At 72.2% G+C, this 23,943-nt stretch carries 19 protein-coding genes and 2 pseudogenes; 5 read left to right on the top strand and 16 right to left on the bottom strand.

The features are described from left to right. Positions 1-345 (bottom strand): annotated as a pseudogene (locus tag HG542_RS05630) (ABC transporter permease); the annotation flags it as partial. A gap of 149 nt (positions 346-494) precedes the next feature. On the opposite strand from HG542_RS05630, the gene HG542_RS05635 reads away from it, so the two are divergent. Then, a complete protein-coding gene (locus HG542_RS05635; protein ID WP_171078935.1) occupies positions 495-1,124 on the top strand; it encodes a TetR/AcrR family transcriptional regulator in 630 nt (209 codons plus the stop codon). A 9-nt stretch (positions 1,125-1,133) separates the two neighbouring features. Here HG542_RS05635 and HG542_RS05640 read toward each other — a convergent pair whose 3' ends face one another. The 3 genes from HG542_RS05640 to HG542_RS05650 form a co-directional block, all read right to left on the bottom strand. Continuing rightward, on the bottom strand, positions 1,134-2,183 hold the full coding sequence (locus tag HG542_RS05640) for an amidohydrolase family protein (RefSeq protein WP_229922540.1): 1,050 nt from the start codon (positions 2,181-2,183) through the stop codon (positions 1,134-1,136). Between the two features lie 137 nt (positions 2,184-2,320). Beyond that, positions 2,321-3,631 carry an aldehyde dehydrogenase family protein gene (locus HG542_RS05645; RefSeq protein ID WP_171078936.1) on the bottom strand — a complete coding sequence of 437 codons (1,311 nt, stop codon included), beginning with the start codon at positions 3,629-3,631 and terminating at the stop codon, positions 2,321-2,323. Positions 3,632-3,660: 29 nt separating this feature from the next. Beyond that, positions 3,661-4,677 (bottom strand): ABC-2 transporter permease, encoded by a 1,017-nt coding sequence (locus tag HG542_RS05650; RefSeq protein ID WP_171078937.1) that lies wholly within the window; start codon positions 4,675-4,677, stop codon positions 3,661-3,663. Positions 4,678-4,751: 74 nt separating this feature from the next. Between HG542_RS05650 and HG542_RS05655 the strand changes: the two genes are divergently transcribed. Next, on the top strand, positions 4,752-5,174 hold the full coding sequence (locus HG542_RS05655) for a MarR family winged helix-turn-helix transcriptional regulator (protein WP_171078938.1): 423 nt from the start codon (positions 4,752-4,754) through the stop codon (positions 5,172-5,174). Positions 5,175-5,269: 95 nt separating this feature from the next. On the opposite strand, the gene pdxR is transcribed toward HG542_RS05655, so the two are convergent. Beyond that, complete coding sequence (gene pdxR, locus HG542_RS05660) at positions 5,270-6,688, bottom strand: MocR-like pyridoxine biosynthesis transcription factor PdxR (RefSeq protein WP_171078939.1); 1,419 nt, start codon at positions 6,686-6,688, stop codon at positions 5,270-5,272. Positions 6,689-6,735: 47 nt separating this feature from the next. Between pdxR and HG542_RS05665 the strand changes: the two genes are divergently transcribed. The 3 genes from HG542_RS05665 (at position 6,736) to HG542_RS05675 (ending at position 9,121) form a co-directional block, all read left to right on the top strand. Next, positions 6,736-7,185, top strand: a complete 450-nt coding sequence (locus HG542_RS05665) for a carboxymuconolactone decarboxylase family protein (RefSeq protein ID WP_171078940.1) — start codon at positions 6,736-6,738, stop codon at positions 7,183-7,185. Beyond that, positions 7,182-7,937 carry an isocitrate lyase/PEP mutase family protein gene (locus tag HG542_RS05670; protein ID WP_171078941.1) on the top strand — a complete coding sequence of 252 codons (756 nt, stop codon included), beginning with the start codon at positions 7,182-7,184 and terminating at the stop codon, positions 7,935-7,937. Before HG542_RS05665 ends, HG542_RS05670 begins: the two co-directional genes overlap by 4 nt. A 74-nt stretch (positions 7,938-8,011) precedes the next feature. After that, the gene (locus HG542_RS05675; protein WP_171078942.1) at positions 8,012-9,121 is read left to right on the top strand and encodes an alpha/beta hydrolase; all 1,110 of its coding nucleotides are present in this window, start codon (positions 8,012-8,014) and stop codon (positions 9,119-9,121) included. A gap of 55 nt (positions 9,122-9,176) precedes the next feature. Here HG542_RS05675 and HG542_RS05680 read toward each other — a convergent pair whose 3' ends face one another. From HG542_RS05680 to HG542_RS05730, 11 genes and pseudogenes are all read right to left on the bottom strand, one after another. Further along, entirely contained in the window at positions 9,177-10,151 is a 975-nt protein-coding gene (locus tag HG542_RS05680) for an ABC transporter substrate-binding protein (RefSeq protein WP_171078943.1), read from the bottom strand. Beyond that, positions 10,138-12,066, bottom strand: a complete 1,929-nt coding sequence (locus HG542_RS05685; RefSeq protein WP_171078944.1) for an ABC transporter permease — start codon at positions 12,064-12,066, stop codon at positions 10,138-10,140. The genes HG542_RS05680 and HG542_RS05685 overlap by 14 nt, the downstream gene beginning before the upstream one ends. Next, positions 12,063-13,157: a quaternary amine ABC transporter ATP-binding protein gene (locus tag HG542_RS05690; protein ID WP_171079134.1), complete on the bottom strand. Its 1,095-nt coding sequence runs from the start codon at positions 13,155-13,157 to the stop codon at positions 12,063-12,065. The genes HG542_RS05685 and HG542_RS05690 overlap by 4 nt, the downstream gene beginning before the upstream one ends. Before the next feature lie 294 nt (positions 13,158-13,451). Beyond that, positions 13,452-15,028 (bottom strand): annotated as a pseudogene (locus HG542_RS05695) (GMC family oxidoreductase); the annotation flags it as partial. 45 nt (positions 15,029-15,073) lie between these two features. After that, positions 15,074-16,576 (bottom strand): aldehyde dehydrogenase family protein, encoded by a 1,503-nt coding sequence (locus HG542_RS05700; RefSeq protein ID WP_171078946.1) that lies wholly within the window; start codon positions 16,574-16,576, stop codon positions 15,074-15,076. 236 nt (positions 16,577-16,812) lie between these two features. After that, positions 16,813-17,559: a serine/threonine kinase C-terminal domain-containing protein gene (locus HG542_RS05705; protein ID WP_171078947.1), complete on the bottom strand. Its 747-nt coding sequence runs from the start codon at positions 17,557-17,559 to the stop codon at positions 16,813-16,815. A gap of 13 nt (positions 17,560-17,572) precedes the next feature. Further along, on the bottom strand, positions 17,573-18,094 hold the full coding sequence (locus tag HG542_RS05710; RefSeq protein ID WP_171078948.1) for a hypothetical protein: 522 nt from the start codon (positions 18,092-18,094) through the stop codon (positions 17,573-17,575). Continuing rightward, the gene (locus tag HG542_RS05715; protein WP_171078949.1) at positions 18,091-19,701 is read right to left on the bottom strand and encodes an AbeC-like domain-containing protein; all 1,611 of its coding nucleotides are present in this window, start codon (positions 19,699-19,701) and stop codon (positions 18,091-18,093) included. The genes HG542_RS05710 and HG542_RS05715 overlap by 4 nt, the downstream gene beginning before the upstream one ends. A 170-nt stretch (positions 19,702-19,871) precedes the next feature. Beyond that, positions 19,872-20,861 (bottom strand): malate dehydrogenase, encoded by a 990-nt coding sequence (locus HG542_RS05720; RefSeq protein ID WP_171078950.1) that lies wholly within the window; start codon positions 20,859-20,861, stop codon positions 19,872-19,874. A gap of 252 nt (positions 20,862-21,113) precedes the next feature. Beyond that, positions 21,114-22,223, bottom strand: a complete 1,110-nt coding sequence (locus HG542_RS05725; RefSeq protein ID WP_171078951.1) for a helix-turn-helix domain-containing protein — start codon at positions 22,221-22,223, stop codon at positions 21,114-21,116. Positions 22,224-22,636: 413 nt separating this feature from the next. Further along, on the bottom strand, positions 22,637-23,851 hold the full coding sequence (locus HG542_RS05730) for an NADP-dependent isocitrate dehydrogenase (RefSeq protein ID WP_171078952.1): 1,215 nt from the start codon (positions 23,849-23,851) through the stop codon (positions 22,637-22,639). Between the last annotated feature and the right edge of the window lie 92 nt (positions 23,852-23,943).

Here is a 23,943-nt window from a genome sequence, read left to right on the forward strand (position 1 = left end):
GAAGGTGAAGACGAACACACCCGTCACGAGGAACGGGACGTAGGTCTCCGTGTTCATCCCTCTCCGGGTGTTCATCAGCACACCGAAGATGAAGAAGTAGACCAGGGCGTTCAGCAGGGGCGTCGCCACCTGCCAGACCTGGCCCAGCTTGGCCTGGGTGTACTGGGCGGTCAGCTTGGCGCTGGAGAAGGCGGCGATGAAGTGCCGCCGGCCCCACAGCTGCCGCACGTACTCCCCGAGCGGGGGCCGGGCACCGCTGACGGACAGGCCGTACTTCTCGGCCAGCTCGGCGGCGTTGCCCTGCGCCGGGGCCCAGTCACGGGGGGCGGGGATGGTGTCGGTCACCTGGACGCTTTCGTCGGTCTCGATCGGATGCGCACCGTGTCGCCGTGCGCACACACCACGACGGAACGGGATCGTTCCATGGCGTTGGTGAGCCCACGCTAGGACACGGAACGGTTGGAACGCAACCGTTCCGTCGTCACGGTAGGCTCATGCCCATGGAGAACGAGCCCCCGGCCCCCCGACCGCGCCGCCGCACCCCCGCGGGCGCCGCCGTGCTGCGCGAGGAGGTCACGGACGCGATCCGCACCGCCGTCTTCGAGGAACTGGCCGCCGTCGGCTACGGCCGCCTGTCGATCGAGCGCGTGGCGCGCCGGGCGGGCGTGGGCAAGGCGGCCGTCTACCGCCGCTGGCCGTCGAAGCTGCCGATCGTGCTGGACGTGGTCTCGGCCCTGGCGGTCCAGGGCCTGCCCACCCCCGACACGGGCGCCCTGCGCACCGACGTCCGGGCCCTCCTGGAGCTCACGTCGCGGGTGATGCGGCACCCGATGGTCGCCCAGATCATCCCGGACCTGATGGCCGAGGCGGCCCGCAACGAGGAGATCGCCCAGGCGGTCCAGGCGGCGATCCGCGACTCGCAGCGGACGATCGCGGAAGCGGTGATCCGCAACGCGGTCGCCCGCGGCGAACTCCCCGCGGACGCGGACATCGACCTCGCGGTCGACCTGGCGAGCGGCCCGCTGTACTGGCGCCTGGTGCTGGGGCGTTCGCCGCTGCCGAAGGGGTATCTGGACTCGCTGACCACGGCGATCACGACGGCCCTGGGGGCGAAAGAGTCGTGAAGGGGGGCGTCAGCGCCCCGCCGTCTCGCACACCCGCGGCGCCGTCTCGTTGATCCCCAGCAGGCGGAAGTAGTTCTCCCCCAGGGCGATGTCGCGGAACGCCTCGTCCCCCAGTGCCTTGTTGATGCGGCTGGTGACGTCCAGTTCCTCCTCGTAGACCTTGTAGTCCTTGTTGGCCGACGCCACGAAATCCGTTCCCGGGATCGCCCGCGTCGGATGGCGGTCGAGGAATGCGGCGTATTTCGCCCGGACGCCCGGCTTGCTGAAGTACGCGTCCTCCAGGACCCGCCAGCTCAAGTCCACCGTCAGATTCCGGTGTTCGTCGAGCATGCGCTCCATGAGGCGGATGTGGCGGTCCGGGTCCATCGTCGTCAGTTCCTTCGACAGGCCCATATGTGCCCACACGATCTTGTTGTGCGGGTAGCGGCGGAGGATCTCCTCCATCAGCGGGAGGTATTTCGTCGGTTCCGCGTCGCTGCCCAGGTCCGAGTGGAGCGTGATCGGGATGCCGCGTTCGCGGAGCACCTTCATGAACGGGGCCCAGCGCCTGATGTTCTCGGTCGTCGTCGCCTTGTGGTGGTTCGGGAACAGGGCCTGTTTGACGACGTTCACCTCGCCCGCCCAGCGGAACACGCCCGGGAACTCCTTGTCGTACAAGGCGATTCCGCTCGGGATCGTCTCCGGCCTGGCCAGGTCCATGAAGGTCATGGAGACCGCGAGTTCGGGGTCCTCCGGCTTCGACTCCAGCCAGTTCTCGGCGTTGACGAAGTCGTTCTTCATGCTCGGCACCACGGGGGTGCCGGGACAGTCCAGGTAGTACGTGCAGTTCGAATTCACCGGAAGCGTCTGCCCGATGCCGTACATACTGGCGTGCCGTACACCGGTCTTGTGCAGATAGCCGGTGAGTTCGTCGAAGGGGATCGCTTTCCCGCCGAACGGGCGGAAGTGGAGGTGGCTGTCGACCTTCGAGGTGTACGGCTCCTTCGCCCGGTCGAAGCAGCCGTGGTCCGCCGCCGCCAGCGCCTGACCGGCCCCGGCCGGGGAGGCGACGACGGCCACCGCCGCCGTCAGCGCCGCTCCGGCCAGGCCGAGTCTTCTGCCGATTCCCGATCTGGTGATGGTGACCTCCCGTGGTCGGCTCGTCGCGATCGCGTGACGGGAGGGGATGACTACCCGTTCCGCTTACGCCGACACCCTCACGCCAGGTCCTTGCGCAGCACCGCCTTGCGGTGGCTGAACGTCTCCAGCGAGTAGCGGCCGTGGTAGCTGCCCATACCGCTCTCGCCGACACCCCCGAACGGCAGGTCGGAGACCGTGAGATGGGCCAGCGGGAGGCCGAACCCGAGGCCGCCGGAGGACGTTTCGGACGCCAGGCGCTCGCGCGTCGCCTCGGATTCCGTGAACGCGTACAGCGCCAGCGGCTTCTCGCGGTCGTTGACGAAGGCCACGGCCTCGTCGAGGCCGTCGACCGTGACGATCGGCAGGATCGGGCCGAAGATCTCCTCCTGCATCACGGGGGCGTCCGGGGTCACGTCCGCCAGGACCGTCGGCGCGATGTACTTCGCCGCACGGTCGTGCCCGCCGCCCGTCACCACGCGGCCGGAGTCCAGCAGCGCGGCGAGGCGGTCGAAGTGGCGCTCGTTGACGATGCGTCCGTACGTGCCGGACGCGGCCGGGTCGGTCCCGTACAGCTCCTCCACCGCCCGGGCCAGGGCCGGTTCCAGGGCGCGGGCCGTCTCCGGGTCGGTCAGGACGTAGTCCGGCGCGACGCACGTCTGGCCCGCGTTGAGGAACTTTCCGGCGGCCAGACGGGCCGCGACGGCCGCGATGTCCGTGCCGCGGTCCACGAACACCGGGGACTTGCCGCCCAGTTCGAGCGTGACGGGCGTCAGGTGCTTCGCCGCCGCCGTCATGATGATGCGGCCGACGGCCGCGTTGCCGGTGTAGAAGATGTGGTCGAAGCGCTCGACCAGCAGCGCCGTCGTCTCCGGGATGCCGCCCTCGACGACGGCGACCGCCTCGGTGTCGAGGTACTGCGGCAGCAGGCGCGCCAGCGCGGCGGAGGTGGCCGGGGCCAGTTCGCTCGGCTTGGCGACCACCGCGTTGCCCGCGGCCAGCGCGCCCACCATGGGCGAGAGCAGGAGCTGCGCGGGGTAGTTCCAGGGGGCGATCACCAGGACCACACCCAGCGGGTCGTACTGCGTCCAGGCGGTCGCCCCGCCCAAGTGGGCCGGGACCGGGGCGGGTTCGGGGCGCAGCCACGCGTCGAGGTGTTCGAGGGTGTGGTCGATCTCGCGGACCGTGAAGTCGATCTCGGTGCGGCGGGCCTCGTACTCGCTCTTGCCGAGGTCCGCGTGGAGCGCGGCCACGAGGGCCGCGTCCTGCTCGGTGAGCATCGCGCGCAGGCGGCGCAGCTGTTCGGTGCGCCAGGCGGCGGGCTTGGTGCGGCCGGTGCGGAAGGTGGCGCGCAGGCGGGCGACGGTGTCGGCGGGGTGGGGTGCGCTCATGGCGGTGTCTCGTTTCGCAGTTGAGGAGTTCAGGCGGTCGCCGGTGCCGCGAGGTGCCGCCTCGCCGCCCACCGAGTCTCCGCCCGGGCGGCCACGGCGAGCAGCACCGCCCCGCCGAGCAGCCACAGGACCAGGGACAGGACGCGGCCGCCCAGGCCGGCGCCGCCGTCGAAGTAGAGCAGGCTGCGTGCGCCCTCGACGAAGCCCGCGCCGTTCCAGAAGGAGTGCAGCGAGCCGAAGAAGCCGTTCTGCAGCTCGGGGCGGAACACGCCGCCGGACGTGGTGAAGTTGAGCATCACGAACAGCACCATCATCGTCAGCGTCGTCCAGCGCTTGAGGAAGGTGTGCAGGCCGATGCCGATGGTGATCACGCCCGCGGAGTAGAGCCAGGCCATGCCCCAGACCGCCGTGTAGTCGTGGTCGACGATGTGGAAGACCGGTCCGGCGAGGGCCATGCCGATGACGCTCACGACGAACGAGGTGACGAGCCCGACGGCCGCCCGCATCCACAGCTTGAGCCCGGCCCCCGCGGCGCCGATGGCGGCGACGCTGCCGTACGAGCCGATGCTGAGCGCGACGAGCAGGAAGAAGATGCCCTGGCCGGTCGGGTCGCCCTTGGCGAGCTCGGTGAGGTCGGTGACCTTCAGCGGCACGCCCTGCCGGTCGGCGACCGCGCGGAAGACGGCGGTCGCCGCCGTGGCGGTGGTGTCGGAGCCGGCCTTGGCGACGAGCGCCTCGGGGTGCGTGGCGCTCGGCACGTACGCGCCGGCCAGGTCGCGGTCCTTCAGCTGCGCGACGGCGGCGTCACGGTCCGCGACGGTGGTGACGTCGAGCTCGTCGCCCGCCTTGTCCTTGATCGTCTGGGCGAGCACCTGCGCCCGGGCCGTGCTGCCCACGACTGCGACCTTCATGCCGTGCGGCTCGGGCTGGTGGAAGGCACCGAGGTAGGCCAGGCCCATGCCGAGGCACATCAGGAGCGGGGTCAGCAGGTGCACGGTGACGTGCTTGAGGTGGTGGCGCGGCCCGTGGGCGGCGTGTGCGGTCATGGGAGGAACGCTCCTCGGTTGGCAAATACAACTAAACTCAGATGTATTATGCAACTGATTGGGAGGACGATGCCATGCCCGGCCGCGATGTGACCCTCGGCACCATCCAGCGCGAGCTGACCGCCTTCGCCCGGCGGGCGCGGCACAAGGCCGCCCAGATCCATCCGGATCTGTCGCTGGTGACCTACAGCATGCTCGACCACATGCAGGCGAGCGGCGGCTGCCGCGGCATCGACCTCGCCGAGCACTTCCTGCTCGACAAGTCGACGGTCAGCCGGCAGACCGCCGTGCTGGAACGGCTGGGGCTGATCGTGCGGGCCGCCGATCCGGCGGACCGGAGGGGGCAGATCCTGCGGCCGTCCGCGGCCGGGCTGCGGTTGCTGGAGGAGGCGCACCGGCAGCGGCGCGAGACGTTCGAGGAACGTCTCGCGGACTGGGGGGACGAGGACCTGGAGCGCTTCGCCGGGTACCTCCGGCGGTACAACGCGGAGGGGTGACCGCCCGGTCGGGGGTGCCCCTCGGGCCCCGCCCCGTAAGGCCCGCAGGTCGTCTGCGGGCACGTCGTGGCTTGTCGCGCAGTTCCCCGCGCCCCTTACGGGGCACCCGGCAGCGCGCTGAGCAGCGCCTCCAGTGCCCCCGTGAACGCGTGGTCCGGCGGGGTGCCGTACGCGATGATCAAGCCGTCCCCCGCGGGAGCGGACCCGTGACGGAAGCGGCTCAGGCCCTCCACCGCCAGCCCCTGCCAGGCCGCCGCCTGGACCACCGACCGCTCGGTGCCCGGCGGGAGTTCGAGCACGGCGTGCAGGCCGGCGGCGATACCGGTGACCCGCACGTGCGGCGCCTCCTCGGCCAGCGCAGCGACCAGCGCGTCCCGGCGCCGCCGGTAGCGCTGGCGCATCGAGCGCAGATGACGGTCGTACGCGCCCGAGGTGAGGAACTCCGCAAGCGTGAGCTGGTCGAGGACGCTCGTCCCCCAGGCCCCGGTCCGGGGCCCGTCCAGCACCTCGTCCCGCAGCCGGTCCGGCAGGACCAGCCAGCCCAGGCGCAGCCCGGGGATCAGGGACTTGCTCGCGGTGCCGCAGTAGACGACGTCGTCGGGGGCCAGTCCTTGCAGAGCTCCGACCGGCTGGCGGTCGTAGCGGAACTCGCCGTCGTAGTCGTCCTCCAGGATCAACCCGTCGGTGCGGGCGGCCCAGTCGACGACCGCGGCCCGGCGGTCGGGGTGCAGGGGGACGCCCGTGGGGAACTGGTGGGCGGGGGTGAGCAGGACGGCCCGCACGTCCGGCCTGCCGTCCAGCACGCGGACGTCCGCGCCGTGCCCGTCGACCGGGAGCAGCACGCTGCGCAGGCCCGCCTCCTCGATCGTGTCGCGGTGGTGCCGGAGCCCGTGGTCCTCGATGCCGATCTCCTCGGTGCCGCACGCCCGCAGCGTCCGGCTCAGCAGGCCGAGCCCCTGCTTGAACCCGGCGCAGATCAGGATGCGTTCGGGGTCCGTCCGGACGCCGCGGGCCCGGGCCAGGTAGTCCGCGAGGGCGGCGCGCAGTTCGGGGCGGCCGCGCGGGTCGCCGTAGCCGAAGGCCTCGTGCGGGGCCGCGGTGAGGGCGCGGCGGGCGGCGGCGAGCCAGGCGGCGCGGGGGAAGGAGGAGACGTCGGGGGTGCCGGTGCGCAGGTCGTAGGCGGGGCGCTCGGGGGCGCGCAGCGGGGCGCGCGGCCGGGCGGGCGGGCGTGGCGGGGCGGCGCGCTCGGCGACGCGGGTGCCGGAGCCCTGCCGGGCGGTGAGCCAGCCCTCGGCGACCAGTTCGGCGTAGGCCTCGCCGACGGTGTTGCGGGCCAGCCCGAGGTCGGCGGCGAGCGAGCGGGAGGAGGGCAGGCGGGTGCCGGGGGCGAGGCGGCCGGAGCGCACGGCGTCGCGCAGGGCGCGGGTGAGGGCGGCGCGCACGCCGTGGCGCTCGCCCTTGCCGGGCAGTTCCACGTGCAGGTCGAGGCCTGAAATGGCCCTGTCTTCCGGCATGGAAATGGACCATACACGTGGGCTACTGCGGCTCTAGAGTCGGCCGCATGACTGCTCCTCGTATGCGTTTCGTCCAGCACGCCCCCGATGTCTACGAAGCCACCCTCGCCCTCACCCAGGCCGCCAAGAAGGACCTGGACCCTGTCCTGGTCGAACTGGTCCTGCTCCGCGCCTCCCAGGTCAACCACTGCGCGTTCTGCATCGACATGCACGCCAAGGACGCCCGGAAGGCGGGCGAGAGCGAGCAGCGCCTCGACCTGCTCCCCGCCTGGGAGGAGGCCGGCGCGGTCTACACCGAGAAGGAGCGGGCCGCGCTCGCGCTGACGGAGGCGGTGACCGTCCTGACGGACGGCTTCGTCCCGGACGAGGTGTACGAGCGGGCCGCCGCGCAGTTCTCCGAGCCCGAACTGGCCCGGCTCGTCTCGCTGATCGCCACGATCAACGTCTGGAACCGCATCAACGTGGCGTTCCGCACGCCGGTCGGGAACATGCGGTGACGACGGCCGCCGCGGCCTTCCGCGCCCTGCACCACGGCCGCGCCGCGGACGACCCGCTCGTCCTGCCCGGCCCGTGGGACGCGGCGAGCGCGCGGGCCTTCGCGGAGGCCGGGTTCCGTGCCCTGGCGACGCCGAGTGCGGGGGTCTCGGCGTCGCTCGGGTATGCGGACGGCACCGCTCCGCCCGGGGAGATGTTCGCGGCGGTGGCGCGGATCGTGCGCGCGGTGCGGGCGGACGGTGTCCTGGTCACCGCGGACCTGGAGGACGGCTACGGGCTCGCGCCGCGGGAGCTGGTGGAGCGGCTGCTCGAAACGGGCGCGGTGGGATGCAACCTGGAGGACTCCGAACGGGGTTCGGGGCGGCTCACGGACCCTCAGGAACAGGCCGACCGGCTGGCCGCGGTGCGGGCCGCGGCTGGGGACGCGGTCGTGGTGAACGCCCGCGTCGACACGTTCCTGCGGGGCGACACCGCGCTCGGTCCCGCCCTGGAGCGCGGCCGGCTGTACGCGGCCGCCGGGGCCGACTGTGTCTACCCGATCCTCGCCCCTGCCGGGCTGCTGGACCCGCTGGCCGAGGGGACCGGGCTGCCGGTCAACGCGATGGCCCGGGACGGGGGTCCGTCGCCGCAGGAGCTGGGGCGGCTCGGCGCCGCCCGGGTCACCTTCGGCGGCGGGCTGTTCCGGCGGACACTCGCAGGTGTGGCGGATATGGCAGCCGATTTGCGGAACGGTTTGCCCCCGGCAGCTCTCTAGGCAGATGCGCACCGGTCTGCCGGTGCTCTGGACCGGTGCGTCCAGGCCGAGACGTCGCGAGGGTTTGCTGTTCCATGGGTCTGACGAGTGACACGCTCCTGATATGTGCCGTGGTGTGCACGGTGCTGATGTTCGCAGTCACGGTGTGGCTGTGGCCGCGGCTGGTGCGCCCGGGGGCGAGACAGATGCTGGGGCGGGCGGGTCTGCTCGTCGTCGTGCAGGCCTTCGTGTTCGCGTCGGTCGGGCTCGTCGCCAACCGCGGCTTCCTGCTCTACAGCTCGTGGGACGACCTGCTCGGCCAGACCAAGCAGCAGGCGGCGGCACCCGCCGGGGCCGCCGCCGTGCAGGTCCTCGGTCGGCAGGCGCCGGAGGTGCCCGGCGGCTCGAACCCGCGCGGCGGCGGCGTGATCGAGAAGATCACCCTGCACGGCGACCGCTCCCGCACCGCCGCCCAGGCGTATGTCTACCTGCCGCCGGAGTACTTCCAGCCGGGCAACGAGCGGCGCAGGTTCCCCGCGGCCGTCGTACTGACGGGATACCCGGGCATGGCGGAGAACCTGCTCAAGGGGTTGCGGTACCCGAAGACGGCGTGGACGCAGGCCAAGCAGAAGAAGATGCAGCCGATGATCCTGGTGATGATGCGGCCCACCATCGCGCCGGTGAACAGCCAGTGCATCGACGTCCCCGGGGGCCCGCAGAGCGAGACCTTCTTCGGAACGGACGTCACCAAGGCGATCTCGAGCACCTACCGCGTCGGCACCTCCCCGAAGAACTGGGGCATCATGGGCGACTCGACCGGCGGCTACTGCGCGCTGAAGATGGCGGTGCAGCACCCGGAGACGTACTCGGCCGGGGTGGGCCTGTCGGCGGACTACAAGCCGGAGATCGACGGCGACTCGGGTGACCTCTTCAAGGGGAACAAGAAGGAGGAGAAACGATCCGACCTGCTGTGGAGCCTGGAGCACAAGCCGCAGTCGCGGGCGCTGGCCAACTCCTCGTTCCTGGTGACGTCCTCGAAGCAGGGCGAGCCGAACATCAAGGACACGATGCGGTTCGTCAAGATGATGAAGCCGCAGGCGCACGTGTCGTCGATCATCCTCGACCGGGGCGGTCACAACTTCAACACGTGGCGGCGGGAGATCCCGCCCGCGCTCAAGTGGCTGGGTGGGCGGCTTTCCGCCTAGCGGCGCGGCGTCAGTACGCGCCCCGTCAGGGGCGCGTACTGACGAGGCGCTGCCCCTATCGGGGCAGCCATCCCCTCCACACATCCGGGTGCCGCTGCACCCACCGCTTCGCGGCCTCGTCCGCCGGCAGTTTGTCCTCGGCGATCATCTGGGCGACCTCGTTCTGATCCGCCTTCGTCCAGTGGAACTTCCGCAGGAAGTCCGCCGCCTTGCCGCCCTTCTTCGCGAAGTTCGTGTTCAGGAACTTCTTCAACTGGGACGTCGGATAGGCGCAGTCGATCGTCGACGGATCCTTCGCCCCCTTCGCCGCACACGCATCCGTGTACTCGGGAAGCTTCACCTCCACCATCGGCACCTCGTTGAAGAGCCACTGGGGCTCGTACCAATAGGTGAGGAACGGCCGCTTCTCCTTGGCGAACTGCTTGATCTGGGTGATCTGCGCCGCCTCGGAACCGGCGAAGACCACCTGGTAGTTCAGGTTCAGGTTCTTCACCAGCGCCTTGTCGTTCGTGACGTACGACGGCGAGCCGTCGAGCAGCTGGCCCTTGCCGCCGCTCTCCGCGGTGCGCAGCTGGGACGCGTACTTGTCGAGGTTGTGCCAGTCCAGCACGTCGGGGTGTGCGTCCGCGAAGTACTTCGGGACCCACCACCCGATGTGGCCGGTGACGCCGAGGTCGCCGCCGGGGGCGACCGTCCTCTTGTCGTCGACGTACCGCTTCTCCTGGTCCGGGTGGCCCCAGTCCTCCAGGATCGCGTCCACGCGGCCCTGGCTGAGGGCGTCCCAGGCCGGGACCTCGTCCACCTGGACCGTGTCGACCCGGTAGCCGAGCTCGTGCTCCAACAGGTACTGCGCGACGGCCGCGTTGGCGCGGGCGCCCACCCACGACTGCACGGACAGGGTGACGGTCTTCGCACCCGCCGCATTCGCATACGGCGAACCCTGCTTGGTCATGTCGGCCGCACCGCAGCCGGTGGCGGTGGCCAGCAGGCCGAGTGCCGCCACAGCAGTCACAATTTTACGCGTTGCCATCACGGACTCCCTTCGTCGGCTGCGTGACCCGGTCGAGCATCAGGCCCAGGCATGCGATGGCCACGCCCGCCACCAGGCCGGTCGCCAGGTCGCCCTGGGCCAGGCCGAAGACGACGTCGTAGCCGAGCGCGCCGCCGCCGACCAGGCCGGCGATGATGACGACGGAGAGCACCAGCACCACGGCCTGGTTCACCGCGAGCAGCAACTCGGGCCGGGCCAGCGGGAACTGGACCTGCCGCAGCTGCTGCCCGCCCGTCGCGCCCAGCGAGCGGGCGGACTCCAGGGCGCCGGGGTTCACCTGGCGCAGGCCCTGGCTCACGATGCGGACGACGGCGGGGAGCGCGTAGACGATCGCCGCGGCGGCGCCCGGGGCGCGGCCGACGCCGAACAGGGCGACCACCGGGATCAGGTAGACGAACTGCGGCATCGTCTGGCACACGTCCAGCACCGGCCGCAGCAGCCGCTCCACGCGCGGGCTGCGCGCGGCGGCGACGGCCACGGCGAAGCCGAGGACGAGCGTGACGGCCACGGCGGCCAGGACCTGGGAAAGCGTGTCCATGGACGCGTCCCAGCGGCCCAGCACGCCGATCAGGGCGAGCGAGAGCACCGCGGTCAGGGCGGTGCGCCAGGTGCCGATCAGCCAGGCGAGGGCGGCGACGATCAGCAGTGCGGCCCACCAGGGCAGGCCCTGGAGCCCGGAGCGCAGCGGGTCGAGGACCCAGCCGGTGTAGTGCGCGGCCCAGTCGGCGGTGCCGCCGATGCCGGGGAGGCCGGAGTAGAGGTGGTCGACCATCCAGTCCTTGGCCGTGTTGACGGGCGCGGCGATGGCGACCGTCCAGCCGTCGGGCCAGCTCTGCGAGCCGAGGAGGCGGCCGGCGACTGCGACGACGGCGGTGGCCGCCGCGAGGACCGCCCATGCGGAACGCGGCGGGGTCCTGCCCTGCCGGGTGCCCGCCGTCGTTCGGTCGAACACGATCGCCAGCAGCACGATCGGGATGCCCGCCGCCAGCGCGCTGCCGACGTCGACGGTCGACAGCGCCTGGTAGACGCGGTCGCCCAGGCCGTCCGCGCCGATGACCGACGCGATGACGGCCATCGACAGCGCCATCATGATCGTCTGGTTGACGCCGAGCAGGAGTTCGCGGCGGGCCAGCGGCAGCCGGGCCGTCAGCAGGCGCTGGCGGGCCGTGGCGCCGAGCGAGTCGACGGCCTCCAGGACGCCCGGGTCGGTGCCGCGCAGGCCGAGCGCCGTGAGGCGGGCCATCGGCGGGGCCGCGTAGACGACCGTGGCCAGGACGGCGGGGGCGACGCCGATGCCGAAGACCAGCACGACGGGGAGCAGGTAGGCGAAGGCGGGCAGCGCCTGCATGGTGTCCAGGACGGGGCGCAGTCCGCGGAAGACGCGGTCCGACAGACCGGCGGCCAGGCCCAGCAGCGCACCGACGGCGACGGACGCCGCCACCGCGACGATCATCAGCGCGAGCGTGCGCATCGTCGGCACCCACATGCCGAGCGCTCCGCACACGGCGAAGGACAGCAGCGCGGTGACCGCGGCCCGCACGCCCGCGGCCCGCCAGGCCAGCAGGGCGGCACCGGCGGTGACGCCCGCCCAGCCGAGGGCGAGCAGCACGACGTACACCGCGTGGATCGCGGTGATGATGGCGCCGCTGATGTGCCCGAAGAAGTACAGGAACAGCCAGTGGCTGTCACGGTTGTCGATGATCCAGGTGCTGGTGCTCTTGAGCGGGCCGTCCAGGGAGACGGTCAGCGCGTGCGGCCAGCTGCCGCTGCCCCAGCGGGCGTCGGCGAGGGGGACGAGCACCGCCGCGACGGCCGCGAGCAGCAGGAGCTTGCGGACGGCGCGGTGGCGCAGGACGGCTGCCCGGGCGGGCGCCGTCATGGTGGTGCTGCTCATGCGGCGGCCTTCTCCTCGGTCCGGCCCCCGGTTCCCAGCCCCGCGACGACACGCAGCAGGCTCTTGAAGTCCACGACGCCCAGGCAGCGTTCGCCCTCGACGACGCGGGCGGGCCCGCCGGTGCGGGCGACGGTCTCGATGGCCTCGGCCACGGTGGTGGCCGGGTGCAGGGCGGGCCCGCTCTCGGCCTCGTGCGCGTCCCCGAGCGGGCGCATGGCGCGGCGGACGCTGAGGACCTGCTCGCGCGGCACGTCCCGGACGAAGTCGCGCACGTAGTCGTCGGCCGGCGAGCCGACGATCTCCTCGGGGGTGCCGCACTGCACGACCCGGCCGCCGCGCATCAGCGCGATGCGGTGGCCGACGCGGAGCGCCTCGGAGAGGTCGTGGGTGATGAAGACCATGGTGCGGCCCTCTTCGCGGTTGAGGCGGACGACCTCTTCCTGCATGTCGCGGCGGATCAGCGGGTCGAGCGCGCTGAACGGCTCGTCGAACAGCAGCACTTCGGGGTCGGCGGCGAGGGCGCGCGCCAGCCCGACGCGCTGCTGCTGCCCGCCGGAGAGCTGGCTGGGGCGGCGCCCCTCCATCCCGGCAAGCCCGACCTTCTCCACCATCTCGGCGGCGCGGGCGCGCCGTTCGGCCTTCCCCACGCCCTGGATCTCCAGCCCGTAGGCGACGTTGTCGAGCACGGTGCGGTGCGGGAGCAGCCCGAAGTGCTGGAAGACCATGGCGGCACGGTGCCGGCGCAGGTTGCGCAGGGCGCTCTTGTCCATGCCGCGCACGTCCTCGCCGTCGATGGCGATGGCGCCGCTGGTCGGCTCGATGAGCCGGGTCAGGCACCGGACGAGCGTGGACTTGCCGGAGCCGGACAGCCCCATGACGACGAAGCATTCGCCGGGGCGCACGTCGAACGACACGTCGCGCACGGCGACGGTGCACCCGGTCTGCTCACGCAGGGCTTCGGGGGAGAGCTCGGCGAGCTCGGTGCCGGGAATGCGGGTGGCCTTCGGCCCGAAGACCTTCCACAGGTTGCGGACGGCAAAGACCGGCGGTCCGCTCGGGGCGTCGGCAGCGGCGAGCGCTCCATCGGACACGCGGTCCGTCGGCTGCGGGCCGTCCGTGGCCACTCGCGCAGTTCCTCCCCCAGCTACCGCCGGGGGTACCCCCGGCGCCCCTTCGGGGCGCGGTACCGCACCGCCATCGGCAGGGGTTTCCCCGTCGGCCGCGAGCAGCAGGCCAGCCGTGCCAGGCACGGCAGCCGCCGAAACTCCCGCTGCGGCGGCACCGTTCGCGGCGGAACCGGCGGCGTGGGGCGCGCCCGCCCCCGGGTGGGAACCCGACTGGCACGGTCGCGGGACGCGGGCCGTCACCGTCGTGCCTCCGTAGCCCCGCGCAGTGGTATCGGTATCGGTACCGGTTCCGTTCATCGGTCCGCCCTTTCGCCGGAGGCATCGGCAAGCAACTCGGCGCACTTCTCCCCCACCATCAGCACGCCGATCATCGGGTTCACCGCGAACATCGTCGGGAAGACCGACGCGTCCGCGATGCGGATCCCCTCCAGGCCGCGGATCCGCAACTGCGGGTCCACCACCGCCGTTTCGTCCTGGGCGGAGCCCATCCGGCAGGTGCCCGCCGGGTGGTAGACCGTGTGCGCGACCTTGCGCGCGTATTCGCTCAGTTCCTCGTCCGAGGTGATCTCCGGGCCGGGGCACACCTCGCGCTTCAGCCAGCCCGCGAGCGGAGCGGTCCCGGCTATCTCGCGGGCTATCCTGATGCCGTCGACGAGGGTCTGCGCGTCGTAGTCGTCCTCGTCCGTGAAGTAGCGGAAGTCGAGGGCCGGCTTGACCTCGGGGTCGGCGCTCGTCAGGTAGATGCGGCCGCGGCTGCGGGACTTGGGGATGTTCGGCGTCATCGAGACGCCGTGCTCCGGCTTCTCGTAGCCCAGCCGCTCCGGGTTGTCCGTGAACGGGATCTGGTAGAAGTGGAACATCAGGTCCGGGCCCCGCGATCCGGGGTCGCGGCGGACGAACAGGGCGGCGTCCGAGTCCATCGCCGAGTTGTCGGGTATCGGGCCGTCCGTCTCCCAGACGATCACCGACTCGGGGTGGTCCAGCAGGTTCTCGCCGACGCCCGGCAGGTCGTGCACGACGGGGATCCCCAGCGCCTCCAGGTCCGCCTTCGGGCCGATGCCCGAGTGCAGCAGCAGCCGCGGCGAGTCGACCGCACCCGCGCAGACCAGCACCTCGCGCGCCGCCTCGACCAGGATCTCGGCGCCGTCCTTGGTACGGACGTGCACGCCCTTGGCCCGGTTGCCCTCCAGCTCCAGCCGGTACGCCCAAGTCTCCAGCATCAGCGTGAGGTTGGGGCGGTCCCCGGCCTCGATGTGCGGGTGGAGGTAGGCCACGGAGGCGGACGAGCGCTTGTTGTTCTCGGGGTGGTACGCGAGGTCGAGGAAGCCCACGCCCTCGTGGAACGGCTCCTTGTTGAAGCCCTCCACCCGCGGCACGCCGATCGCCTTCTGCGCGGCCTCGACGAAGTCGCGGGCGATGGCGTTCCGGTCCTTCTCGTGCACCGGCACGATGTTGTTGCGGAGCTTGTCGAAGTACGGGTCCATGGACGCGTGGTCCCAGCCCTCGGCGCCCGCCTCGGCCCACTCGTCCCAGTCGCCGGGCAGCGGCTTGAACGAGATCAGGGTGTTGTGGGACGAGCAGCCGCCCAGCACCTTGGCGCGGCTGTGCAGGATGTGCGAGTTGCCGCGCGGCTGTTCGGTGGTGGTGTAGCCGTAGTCGAGGTCGCCGCCGAGCAGGCCGAGCCAGCGGCGCAGGGTCAGGACGTCGTCGCGGTCGATGTCCGAGGGGCCGCCCTCGATGACGGCGACGGTGACGTCGGGGTCCTCGGTGAGACGCGAGGCGATGACGGAACCGGCGGTCCCGCCGCCGATGACCACGTAGTCGTAGACGGGCATGGGGTGAACTCCTTGCGGGGGCTTGGGGCCAGGGGGTCGGGGGGCTCAGCCGGCGAACCAGCGCACCGGCTTCGGCGCCAGGTTCTGGTACACGTGCTTGCTCTCGCGGTACTCGGCGAGCCCCGAGGGCCCCAGCTCCCGGCCGATGCCGGACTTGCCGAAGCCGCCCCACTCCGCCTGCGGCAGGTAGGGGTGGTAGTCGTTGATCCACACGGTGCCGTGGCGCAGCCGCCCCGCGACCCGGCGGGCGCGGCCCGCGTCCTTGGTCCAGACGGCGCCGGCGAGCCCGTACTCGGTGTCGTTGGCGAGGGCCACGGCCTCGTCCTCGGTGCGGAAGGTCTCGACGGTGAGGATGGGCCCGAAGGTCTCCTCGCGGACGGCCTTCATCCGGCGGTGGCAGCGGTCGAGCACGGTCGGGGCGTAGAAGTAACCGCCCGCCGGGCGCACCGCGTTCGGCTCGGGCCGGACGCCGCCGCTGCGCAGCACCGCGCCCTCGTCGAGCGCGGAGGCGACGTAGGCCTCCACCTTCGCCAGCTGCTGCGCGGAGACGAGGGGGCCGCACTCGACGCCGTCCTCGGTGCCGCGGCCGAGCCGGATCCGGTCGGCGCGGCGGGCGAGTTCGGCGACGAACCGCTCGCGCACCGACTCCTCGACGATGAGCCGGGCACCGGCCGAGCACACCTGACCGCTGTGGATGAACGCGGCGTTGAGGGCCTGGTCGACGGCCGTGTCGAAGTCCTCGTCGGTGGCGCAGGCGTCGGCGAAGACCACATTGGGGTTCTTGCCGCCCAGCTCGAGGGCGACCTTCTTCACGGTGGGCGCGGCGGCCTGCATGACCTTGGTGCCGCTGGCGAGCCCGCCGGTGAAGGAGACGAGGTCGACGCCCGGGTGCTCGGAGAGCCGGGCGCCCACCGGGTCGCCCGCGCCCGTCACCAGGTTGGCGACACCGGCCGGCAGACCGGCCTCGGCGAGCAGCCGGATCAGGTGCACGGTGGACAGCGGCGTCACTTCGCTGGGCTTGATGACGAACGTGTTGCCCGCGGCCAGCGCCGGGGCGATCTTCCAGCTGGCCTGCAGCAGCGGGTAGTTCCACGGCGTGATCAGCGCGCAGACGCCGACGGGCTCGTGGACGACGACGCTGTGCACGTCCGGGGAGCCGGTGTCGACGACGCGGCCGCCGCTCTCGTTGATGACGAGGTCGGCGAAGTAGCGGAAGGCGTTGGCGACGTCGTCGACGTCGACGCGGCCCTCGGAGAGGGTCTTGCCGGTGTCCCGGCTCTCGGTGAGCGCGATCTCCTCGCGGTCGCGCTCCAGGAGCTCCGCGACCCGGCGCAGCACGCGGGCGCGCTCGGCGACGGGGGTGTGCGGCCAGGTGCCCTCGTCGAAGGCGCGGCGGGCGGCTTCGACGGCGGCGTCGGCGTCGTCGGCACCGCCCTCGGCCACGACGGCGAGCGCCTTGGCGTCGGCGGGATCGAGCACCTCCCGCTGCGCTCCGGATGCGGCGGGGCGCCACACGCCGTTCACATGGATGGTCTCGGCTGACGACATGACCTTGCTGCCTTCTTTCCCGTTTCGGCGATCAACGGGTGGCGCCTTACCGGGGGGCGGCGACTTATGCGTCGCCGTTCACAAAGAGTGATGCGGGTCACGTGGCGTTACGTGTGTGTCGGTCGTCTGCGGGCCCGTCGGTGGCCGGCCGCGCAGTTCCTCCCCCAGCTACCTCCCCCAGCTACCGCTGGGGGGACCCCCAGAGGTGCCCCCAGCGCCCCTTGCGGGGCGCCCTCTCAGCTTGTGCAGTAGCCCAGCGGGCAGAAGCCCGACACCAGGTGCTGGAAGATCCCGGCATAGGGCGCCCAGTCGCCCGCCTGCCCGCCCACCAGCAGCGCGTACCGCTTCCGGTCCGGCGCCGTGTAGGCGTAGATCACCACGCGCCGCGCACTCCCGTCGTCCCGCGTGTACGCGTACTCGAACTGCGCCGCATCCCCGCTCAGCCGCATCAGGGCGATCCGCTGGTAGCCGGGGTTGCCTGAGACGTCCCTCTCCGTGGCCGACAGCGCGCCGTACGAGTCGACCCCGGTCTCCGTCATCTGGAACACCTGGATCACGCCGCGGTCGTCCGCCGGCTTGTAGAAGACGCTGCTGCCGCTCGTGGAGCGCAGCCACCCGGCCGGCACGTCCAGCCGGAAACCGGCAGGGTCCTGGGTCCGCACGTACCCGGGAGCCGTCGACACCGGGGCGGGAGCCGACGCCGCCGCCGACGCCGCCGCCGACGGCGTCCCGAAGCCGCCCGGCGCCACCGACGACGGCACCGGCACGGGCGGATGCCCGCCCCCGCCCCCGTTCCCGTCGTCCCGCACCAGCGTCCACACCCCGACACCCAGGCCGCCCGCGAGCACCACCCCGGCCACCGAGGCGGCCAGGACGGTCGTGTGCGAGCGGCCGGCCGGGGGACGGTCCCCCGGCAGCCGGTCCGCCGGCTCCTGCGGCGGACCCTCCACCCACTGCTGGCGGTCGGCATCCCAGTGGCTCATGTGCCTCACCGCCTCACGCCAGTAACTCGGTGATCGCCTGGACGAGCGTCACCGCCGACGCCAGTCCCCCGGCCGTGGTGGCCCCCGCGCTCAGCAGGGACTTGAGGCGTTCGAGACGGGGCCGCCCGGTCCGGCCCGTGCGCCACGCCTCCTCGCGCAGCCCGGCGAGTTCGGCGTCGACCTCGTCGAGCCGGTCCCCGTCGGTGCGGGCGAGCAGCGGCAGGTCCTGCTGCACGAGCCGTACCGCATCCAGGAGTTCCGGGGTGACCAGGAACAACTGCCGCGAGGCGTCCACCGCTTCGGCCCGCTCGCCCGCGGCGACGGCGCCCCCGCTCATCTCGCCGACGGCGAGGCCCCCTTCGGCGGGCACCTCGGCCGGCACCGGCGTCCCGGACGGGCCGACCGGCACCTGCGGCCCGACTCGCTCCGAGCGGTCCTCCGCCTTCGCGCCCTTCCCGCTCGCGGCCGCGCCGCCCGTCATCCGGCCGATGGAGATGCCCCCGCCCGAACCGCCGCCGTCCTGCTGACCGTTCATCGTCCCCCGCTTCCTGCCGTGCTCGTGGCCTCGGCCCCGGCGCCGACGGCGACCGCGCCGCCGCTCATCGAGCCGATGTATGTGCCGCCTTCGCTGATCTGCACGATCTGCTGCTCGAACTGGTCGGTCTGGTAGCCCTGGGAGCGCAGCGCCTCCCGGACGCCGCTCGCGATGCGGTCCTGGACCGTCTTCACATAGCGGCTGATGTCCATCTCCTGGAACAGCGACACCCGTTGCACCCCGGCCAGTTCCCGCACGGAGTCGGCGGGCCCGTCCGGCACGGCGCGCTGCGGGTCGTGGAGCCAGGTGCGGAAACCGCAGACCGCCGAGCGGAGCGCGGAGACCGCGGCCGCGAACCCGGCGGCGGGCGCGCTCAGCAGCGCGCGCAGGCCGTCGCGCAGCAGGTCCTCCTCACCGCGCCCCGCGATCACGTCGACGGCGCGGAACTCGGGCCGGATCGGCGTCAGGACGTGCGGCACGACCTCCAGCACCAGCATCCCGCCCTGCGTGTGCACGCGGACCAGGACGGAGACGACGACCTGCTCGTCCCACGCGCCGATGCGCACCCGCAGGAAGTACCGGCGGCCCTCGCCGCCCTCGTCGACCGAGTCGTCCAGGTGCCGGCGGACCGTCAGGTCGGTGTAGTCCACGGCGAACCGCTGCGGGCCGACGGGCAGATAGACGAACTCGTCGATCTCCAGGTCCTTCAGCCGGTCCCGGCTGGTCGCGGCGGCGGCCTCGCGCAGGGCCTCCAGCCGCGGCCGGATGAGGTCGACGACCAGCCGGCCGGTGAACGGCCCGGTGAACGGCGCCGCCCCGTTCTCCCCCGCCATGTGCTTCCCCCGCTTGAGCTCCAGGGCGAAGGACCACGGCTCGTACGGGCGGCCCATGCCGATGAAGGGGCGGGAGGGGTCGTAGATGGTGAGCCCCGCGTACTGTTCGCGGGCGATGGCGTCGGCGATCCGCCGGTGGTAGGTGCTCGCCGGGAAGGCCCGGGGCTGCCGGGCGAAGTGCTGCCGGCCCAGCTCGTTGCGCATCACGGCCGCCACGCGGGTGCGGTGGTTCCACACGGGGAGCACGAGCAGCAGCGGGAAGATCACGGCGACCCAGTCGCCCGCCCCGAGGACGAGGGCGCCGAGGGCGAGGACCCAGTAGCCGAGCGACACCAGCGGCGGCAGCACGGGCAGGGCCGCGCGCAGGGCGCGCAGTGCGCCGCTGCCCTTGAGGGCCTGGCGCAGGGTGCGTCTGTCGACGACATAGACGGACGAGCCGCGCCCGGCGGCCGCCTGGACGCCCCAGTGCAGGAAGCACACCCCGGCGTACGCCGCCGCCCAGACCGGCGCCCCGTAGGTGGCGGCGTCCACGAGGACGAATACCAGCCAGAGGCCCAGGAGCAGGAGTGCCGTCGTGATGTCCTGGGCGCGGGCGCGCAGGGCGTGGGTGAGCACCGGGACGATGTCCACGCCCAGCGAGGGGGCGATGGGCCGTTCCTCGTGTTCCACCAGCTCCTCGATGACGCGGCGGCGGAAGTCGATGTCGAGGTAGGTCCCCGCACAGAGCAGCCGGGTGGCCTCGCTGCGGGAGTCCTGTTGAGCGGAGTGATTCACGGGTCCCCCGATCCGTCGAACTCACTTGCGGACTACACGAGTTGACGTACATTCGGAAGAACTCAGAATAAGCCGAACGGCCCGCCATCGACCCCGTTGGGGAGCAGATGACGGGCCGATTTTCGCCCCGTACGTGCGTACCGCGCTACGCGTGTACGAATCCGTCAGGCTCAGATGAGGCCGAGGCCGCGGACGGCGTCGCGCTCCTCCACCAGCTCCTGCACCGAGGCGTCGATGCGGGTGCGGGAGAACTCGTTGATCTCCAGGCCCTGGACGATCTCGTACGTGCCGTCCTTGCAGACGACCGGGAAGGAGGAGATGAGGCCCTCGGGGACGCCGTAGGAGCCGTCCGAGGGGATGCCCATGGAGGTCCAGTCGCCCGCGGCCGTGCCGTTGACCCAGGTGTGGACGTGGTCGATGGCGGCGTTGGCGGCGGAGGCGGCCGAGGAGGCGCCACGGGCCTCGATGATGGCGGCACCGCGCTTGGCGACGGTCGGGATGAAGCTGTCGGCCAGCCACTGCTCGTCGTTGACGACCTCGGCGGCGTTCTTGCCCGCGACCTCGGCGTGGAAGATGTCCGGGTACTGGGTGGCGGAGTGGTTGCCCCAGATCGTCAGCTTCTTGACGTCGGCGACGGAGACGCCCGCCTTCTTCGCCAGCTGCGTGACCGCACGGTTGTGGTCGAGGCGGGTCATCGCGGTGAAGCGCTCGGCCGGCACGTCCGGGGCGGCGGCCTGGGCGATCAGGGCGTTGGTGTTGGCCGGGTTGCCGACGACCAGGACCTTGATGTCGTCCGCGGCGTGGTCGTTGATGGCCTTGCCCTGCGGCTTGAAGATGCCGCCGTTGGCCTCCAGCAGGTCGCCGCGCTCCATGCCCTTGGTGCGGGGGCGGGCGCCGACGAGCAGCGCGACGTTGGCGCCGGAGAAGGCCACGTTCGGGTCGTCGGTGATGTCGATGCCGCGGAGCAGCGGGAAGGCGCAGTCGTCGAGCTCCATCGCGGTGCCCTCGGCGGCCTTCAGGCCCTGCGGGATCTCCAGCAGGCGGAGCTTGACCGGCACGTCCGCGCCGAGGAGCTGACCGGAGGCGATGCGGAAGAGCAGCGCGTAGCCGATCTGGCCGGCCGCGCCGGTGACGGTGACATTGACGGGAGTGCGGGTCATGGCGATCTCCTGCTGCAAAACGGCGGTGGGTGTCCCTGCCCAAGGTGTGCGGATCTCTCTCGGTATCAAGAGATCCGGCGTCAGGCTATCCGACGGGGCCGCTGCGCTGTGGCCGACCCGGTGTGGGACGCCTCACCGTGGCCGCTCCGCTGGGGGGCGGTACGTCGTCCGCAGGTGCGTTGTGGTTGATCGCGCAGTTCCTCCCCCAGCTACCGCTGGGAGGTGCCCCCAGCGCCCCTTACGGGGCGCTGGTCACGAGGAGCTCGGCACCGTGCACCCCTTGCGGCCCGAGACCAGCGTCACGCACGCCGTGGCCTGGCCCGGGCTGTTGACGGGGACCATGTTCGTGTGCGCGTCCGCGCCCCGGTCGACGTGGCCGTTCTCGGTCGCGCCGTCGCTGCTTATCCGCAGGGAGTCCCCCGGCGCGGCCTGGGTCAGGCGCGCCCAGGCGGCACCGCAGGCCTTGCTGTAGCGGACCTCGACGTACGAGGTGCCGACCGTCGTGGAGCCGGCCGTCGTCGCGTGCTGTCCGCCGCAGCCCATGGTCTCGGGGTCCTTGCCCGTGCACTCCGCGCCCGTGCACTTCACCCCGGCGGGCGCCGGGGCCGGACCGGTGCTGACGCTCGGCGAGGTGAGCGGGCCCGTGGCCTTCTTCCCGCCGTCGTCGCCCGAGCCGAGCAGCAGCACCGCGGAGACGATCACCAGCGCCGTGCCCACGGCGCCGAGCGCGAACAGCACCGCCGTGCGCCGCCCGTTGCGCTTGCCGCTCTTGTCCGCCCCGCCTCCCTCGCCTTCCCTGGCCTCCTCGTCCACGGGGATGGCCTGCGCCCGGACGTCCGGCGAGCCGCCGGGGCGGGAGAGCAGCCGGCCGCGCCTCGCGGACCCGCCCTGCGGTTCGGGCGCCTGCTCCGTGCTCTCGGGCGGCGCCGCCGTCGCCGCCGCACCCTCACTGCGCAGGGCGGAGCGGATCCGCCGGCCGCCCCCGGACCGCTTGCCGCGGCCCGCCTCCTCGGGAGGCGGGCCGAACGCCCCCAACGCGGCGCGCGCCTCGGCGACCTTGATCGCCTCCATGGTCACGTCGTGCCGCAGCTCCGAGCGGCTCCACGAGCGCTCGGCCAGCTCCCACATCGTGCCGAGGTGGCCCGGGTCGGCGCCCGTGGCCTCGGCGAGCGCCTCGGCGGCGCCCCGCGGCGGCAGCAGACGCCCGTTCAGATAGCGCTCCCAGGACGTCTTGCTGTAACCGGTGCGGTCCGCGACGGCCGCGATGCTCAGACCGCTCCGCTCGACGAGTCTGCGCAGCTGTTCGGCGAACTCGCGGACCTGCGGGTCGAGTTCCTCCGGTAGCGCCCTCCAACGAGGCATTGCCCTCCCCTGTCCCCCGATGCGAACGGTCGTCTTCCCCGCGCCGCTGTGCTTCCCCCTCCACAGCCTCGGTTCCGGCTACCCAGGGGGATGGCACAACTCAGCATGTCAGTTCCCAACAGGGCGGCGCATGGTGGCATTTGGGGTTGATCAAACTCGCCGGTCGCACGCCCCCGGGGACGTACCGCGTCACCGGATGGTGACATTCGGCGTGGTTTTGGTACGGGGCGCGGACCTCGTACCGGAACGGTCACCCCCGGGCCACAGCGGACCGGCCGCTATTGATCCGGAATCCCGTTTTCATGATCCTCAAGGACGAGCGGCGGCCTGTCCTCCCACGGGGGTGGAGGACCGGTCGCCGGCTCTCCTCCGCTCTCCTCCCTACCCGCACACCACCGGGGTCAAAGCACCGCTCACGACAGACTCTTCTTCAGGCCCTCCTCCAGCGCGGCCAGGAACTCCTCGGTGGTCAGCCACGGCTGCTCGGGGCCGGTCAGCCGGGCCAGGTCCCTCGTCATCCGGCCGCGCCCGACGGTCTCGGTGCACACCCGCTCCAGGGTCTCCGCGAACCCGGTGACCTCGGGGGTGCCGTCGAGCCTGCCGCGGTGGGCCAGGGCCCGTGTCCAGGCGTGGACGGAGGCGATCGGGTTGGTGGACGTCTCCTTGCCCTGCTGGTGGCGGCGGTAGTGCCGGGTGACCGTGCCGTGCGCCGCCTCCGCCGCGACGGTCCGACCGTCCGGGGACATCAGCACGGAGGTCATCAGGCCCAGCGAGCCGAAGCCCTGCGCGACGACGCCGGACGGCACGTCGCCGTCGTGGTTCTTGCACGCCCAGACGTAGCCGCCCGGCGACTGCAGCAGCATGGCCACCATGTCGTCGGCCGGCCGGTGCTCGTAGACCAGTCCCCCGGCCTCGAAGTCGGCCCGGAACTCGGCGTCGAAGACCTCCTGGAAGAGGTCCTTGAAGCGGCCGTCGTACTTCTTCAGGACCGTGTTCCTCGTGGACAGGTAGACCGGGTAGCCGCGCTCCAGCCCGTAGCGGAACGAGGCCCGCGCGAAGTCGCGGACCGAGTCGTCCAGGTGGTACATCGCCAGTGCCACGCCGGGGCCCGGGAACTCGTACACCTCCAGCTCGACCGGCTCCGAGCCGTCCCCCGGGGTGAACGCCAGGGTGAGCGTGCCCGGACCCGGGACCTTCAGGTCCGTCGCGCCGCACTGGTCGCCGAAAGCGTGCCGGCCGACGACGATCGGCTTCGTCCAGCCCGGCACCGGGCGGGGCACGCCGGGAATGATGACGGGCTCGCGGAAGACCACCCCGCCGAGGATCGAACGGAGGGTGCCGCTGGGCGAGCGGTACATCGCCTTGAGGCCGAACTCCTCGACCCGCGCCTCGTCCGGCGTGATGGTCGCGCACTTCACACCGACGCCGTGCTCGGCGATGGCGTGCGCCGCGTCGATGGTGACCTGGTCGTTGGTGGCGTCGCGGTGCTCGATGCCCAGGTCGAAGCGGATCAGCTCGACATCGAGGTACGGCAGGACCAGCCGGTCCCTGATGAACTGCCAGATGATGCGCGCCATCTCGTCGCCGTCGAGCTCGACGACCGGGTTGGCGGCCTTGATCTTCGTCATGAGCGGACCGTCCCTCTGCGCAGCCGGGGTCCCCCGCCGGGAGGCAGCGCCCCTCCCCGGCCCGGGAGGCGGGGGAGGAACACTCGTCCTCA

It is taken from the genome of Streptomyces morookaense (assembly GCF_013030945.1).
Lineage (GTDB): Bacteria > Actinomycetota > Actinomycetes > Streptomycetales > Streptomycetaceae > Streptomyces > Streptomyces morookaensis.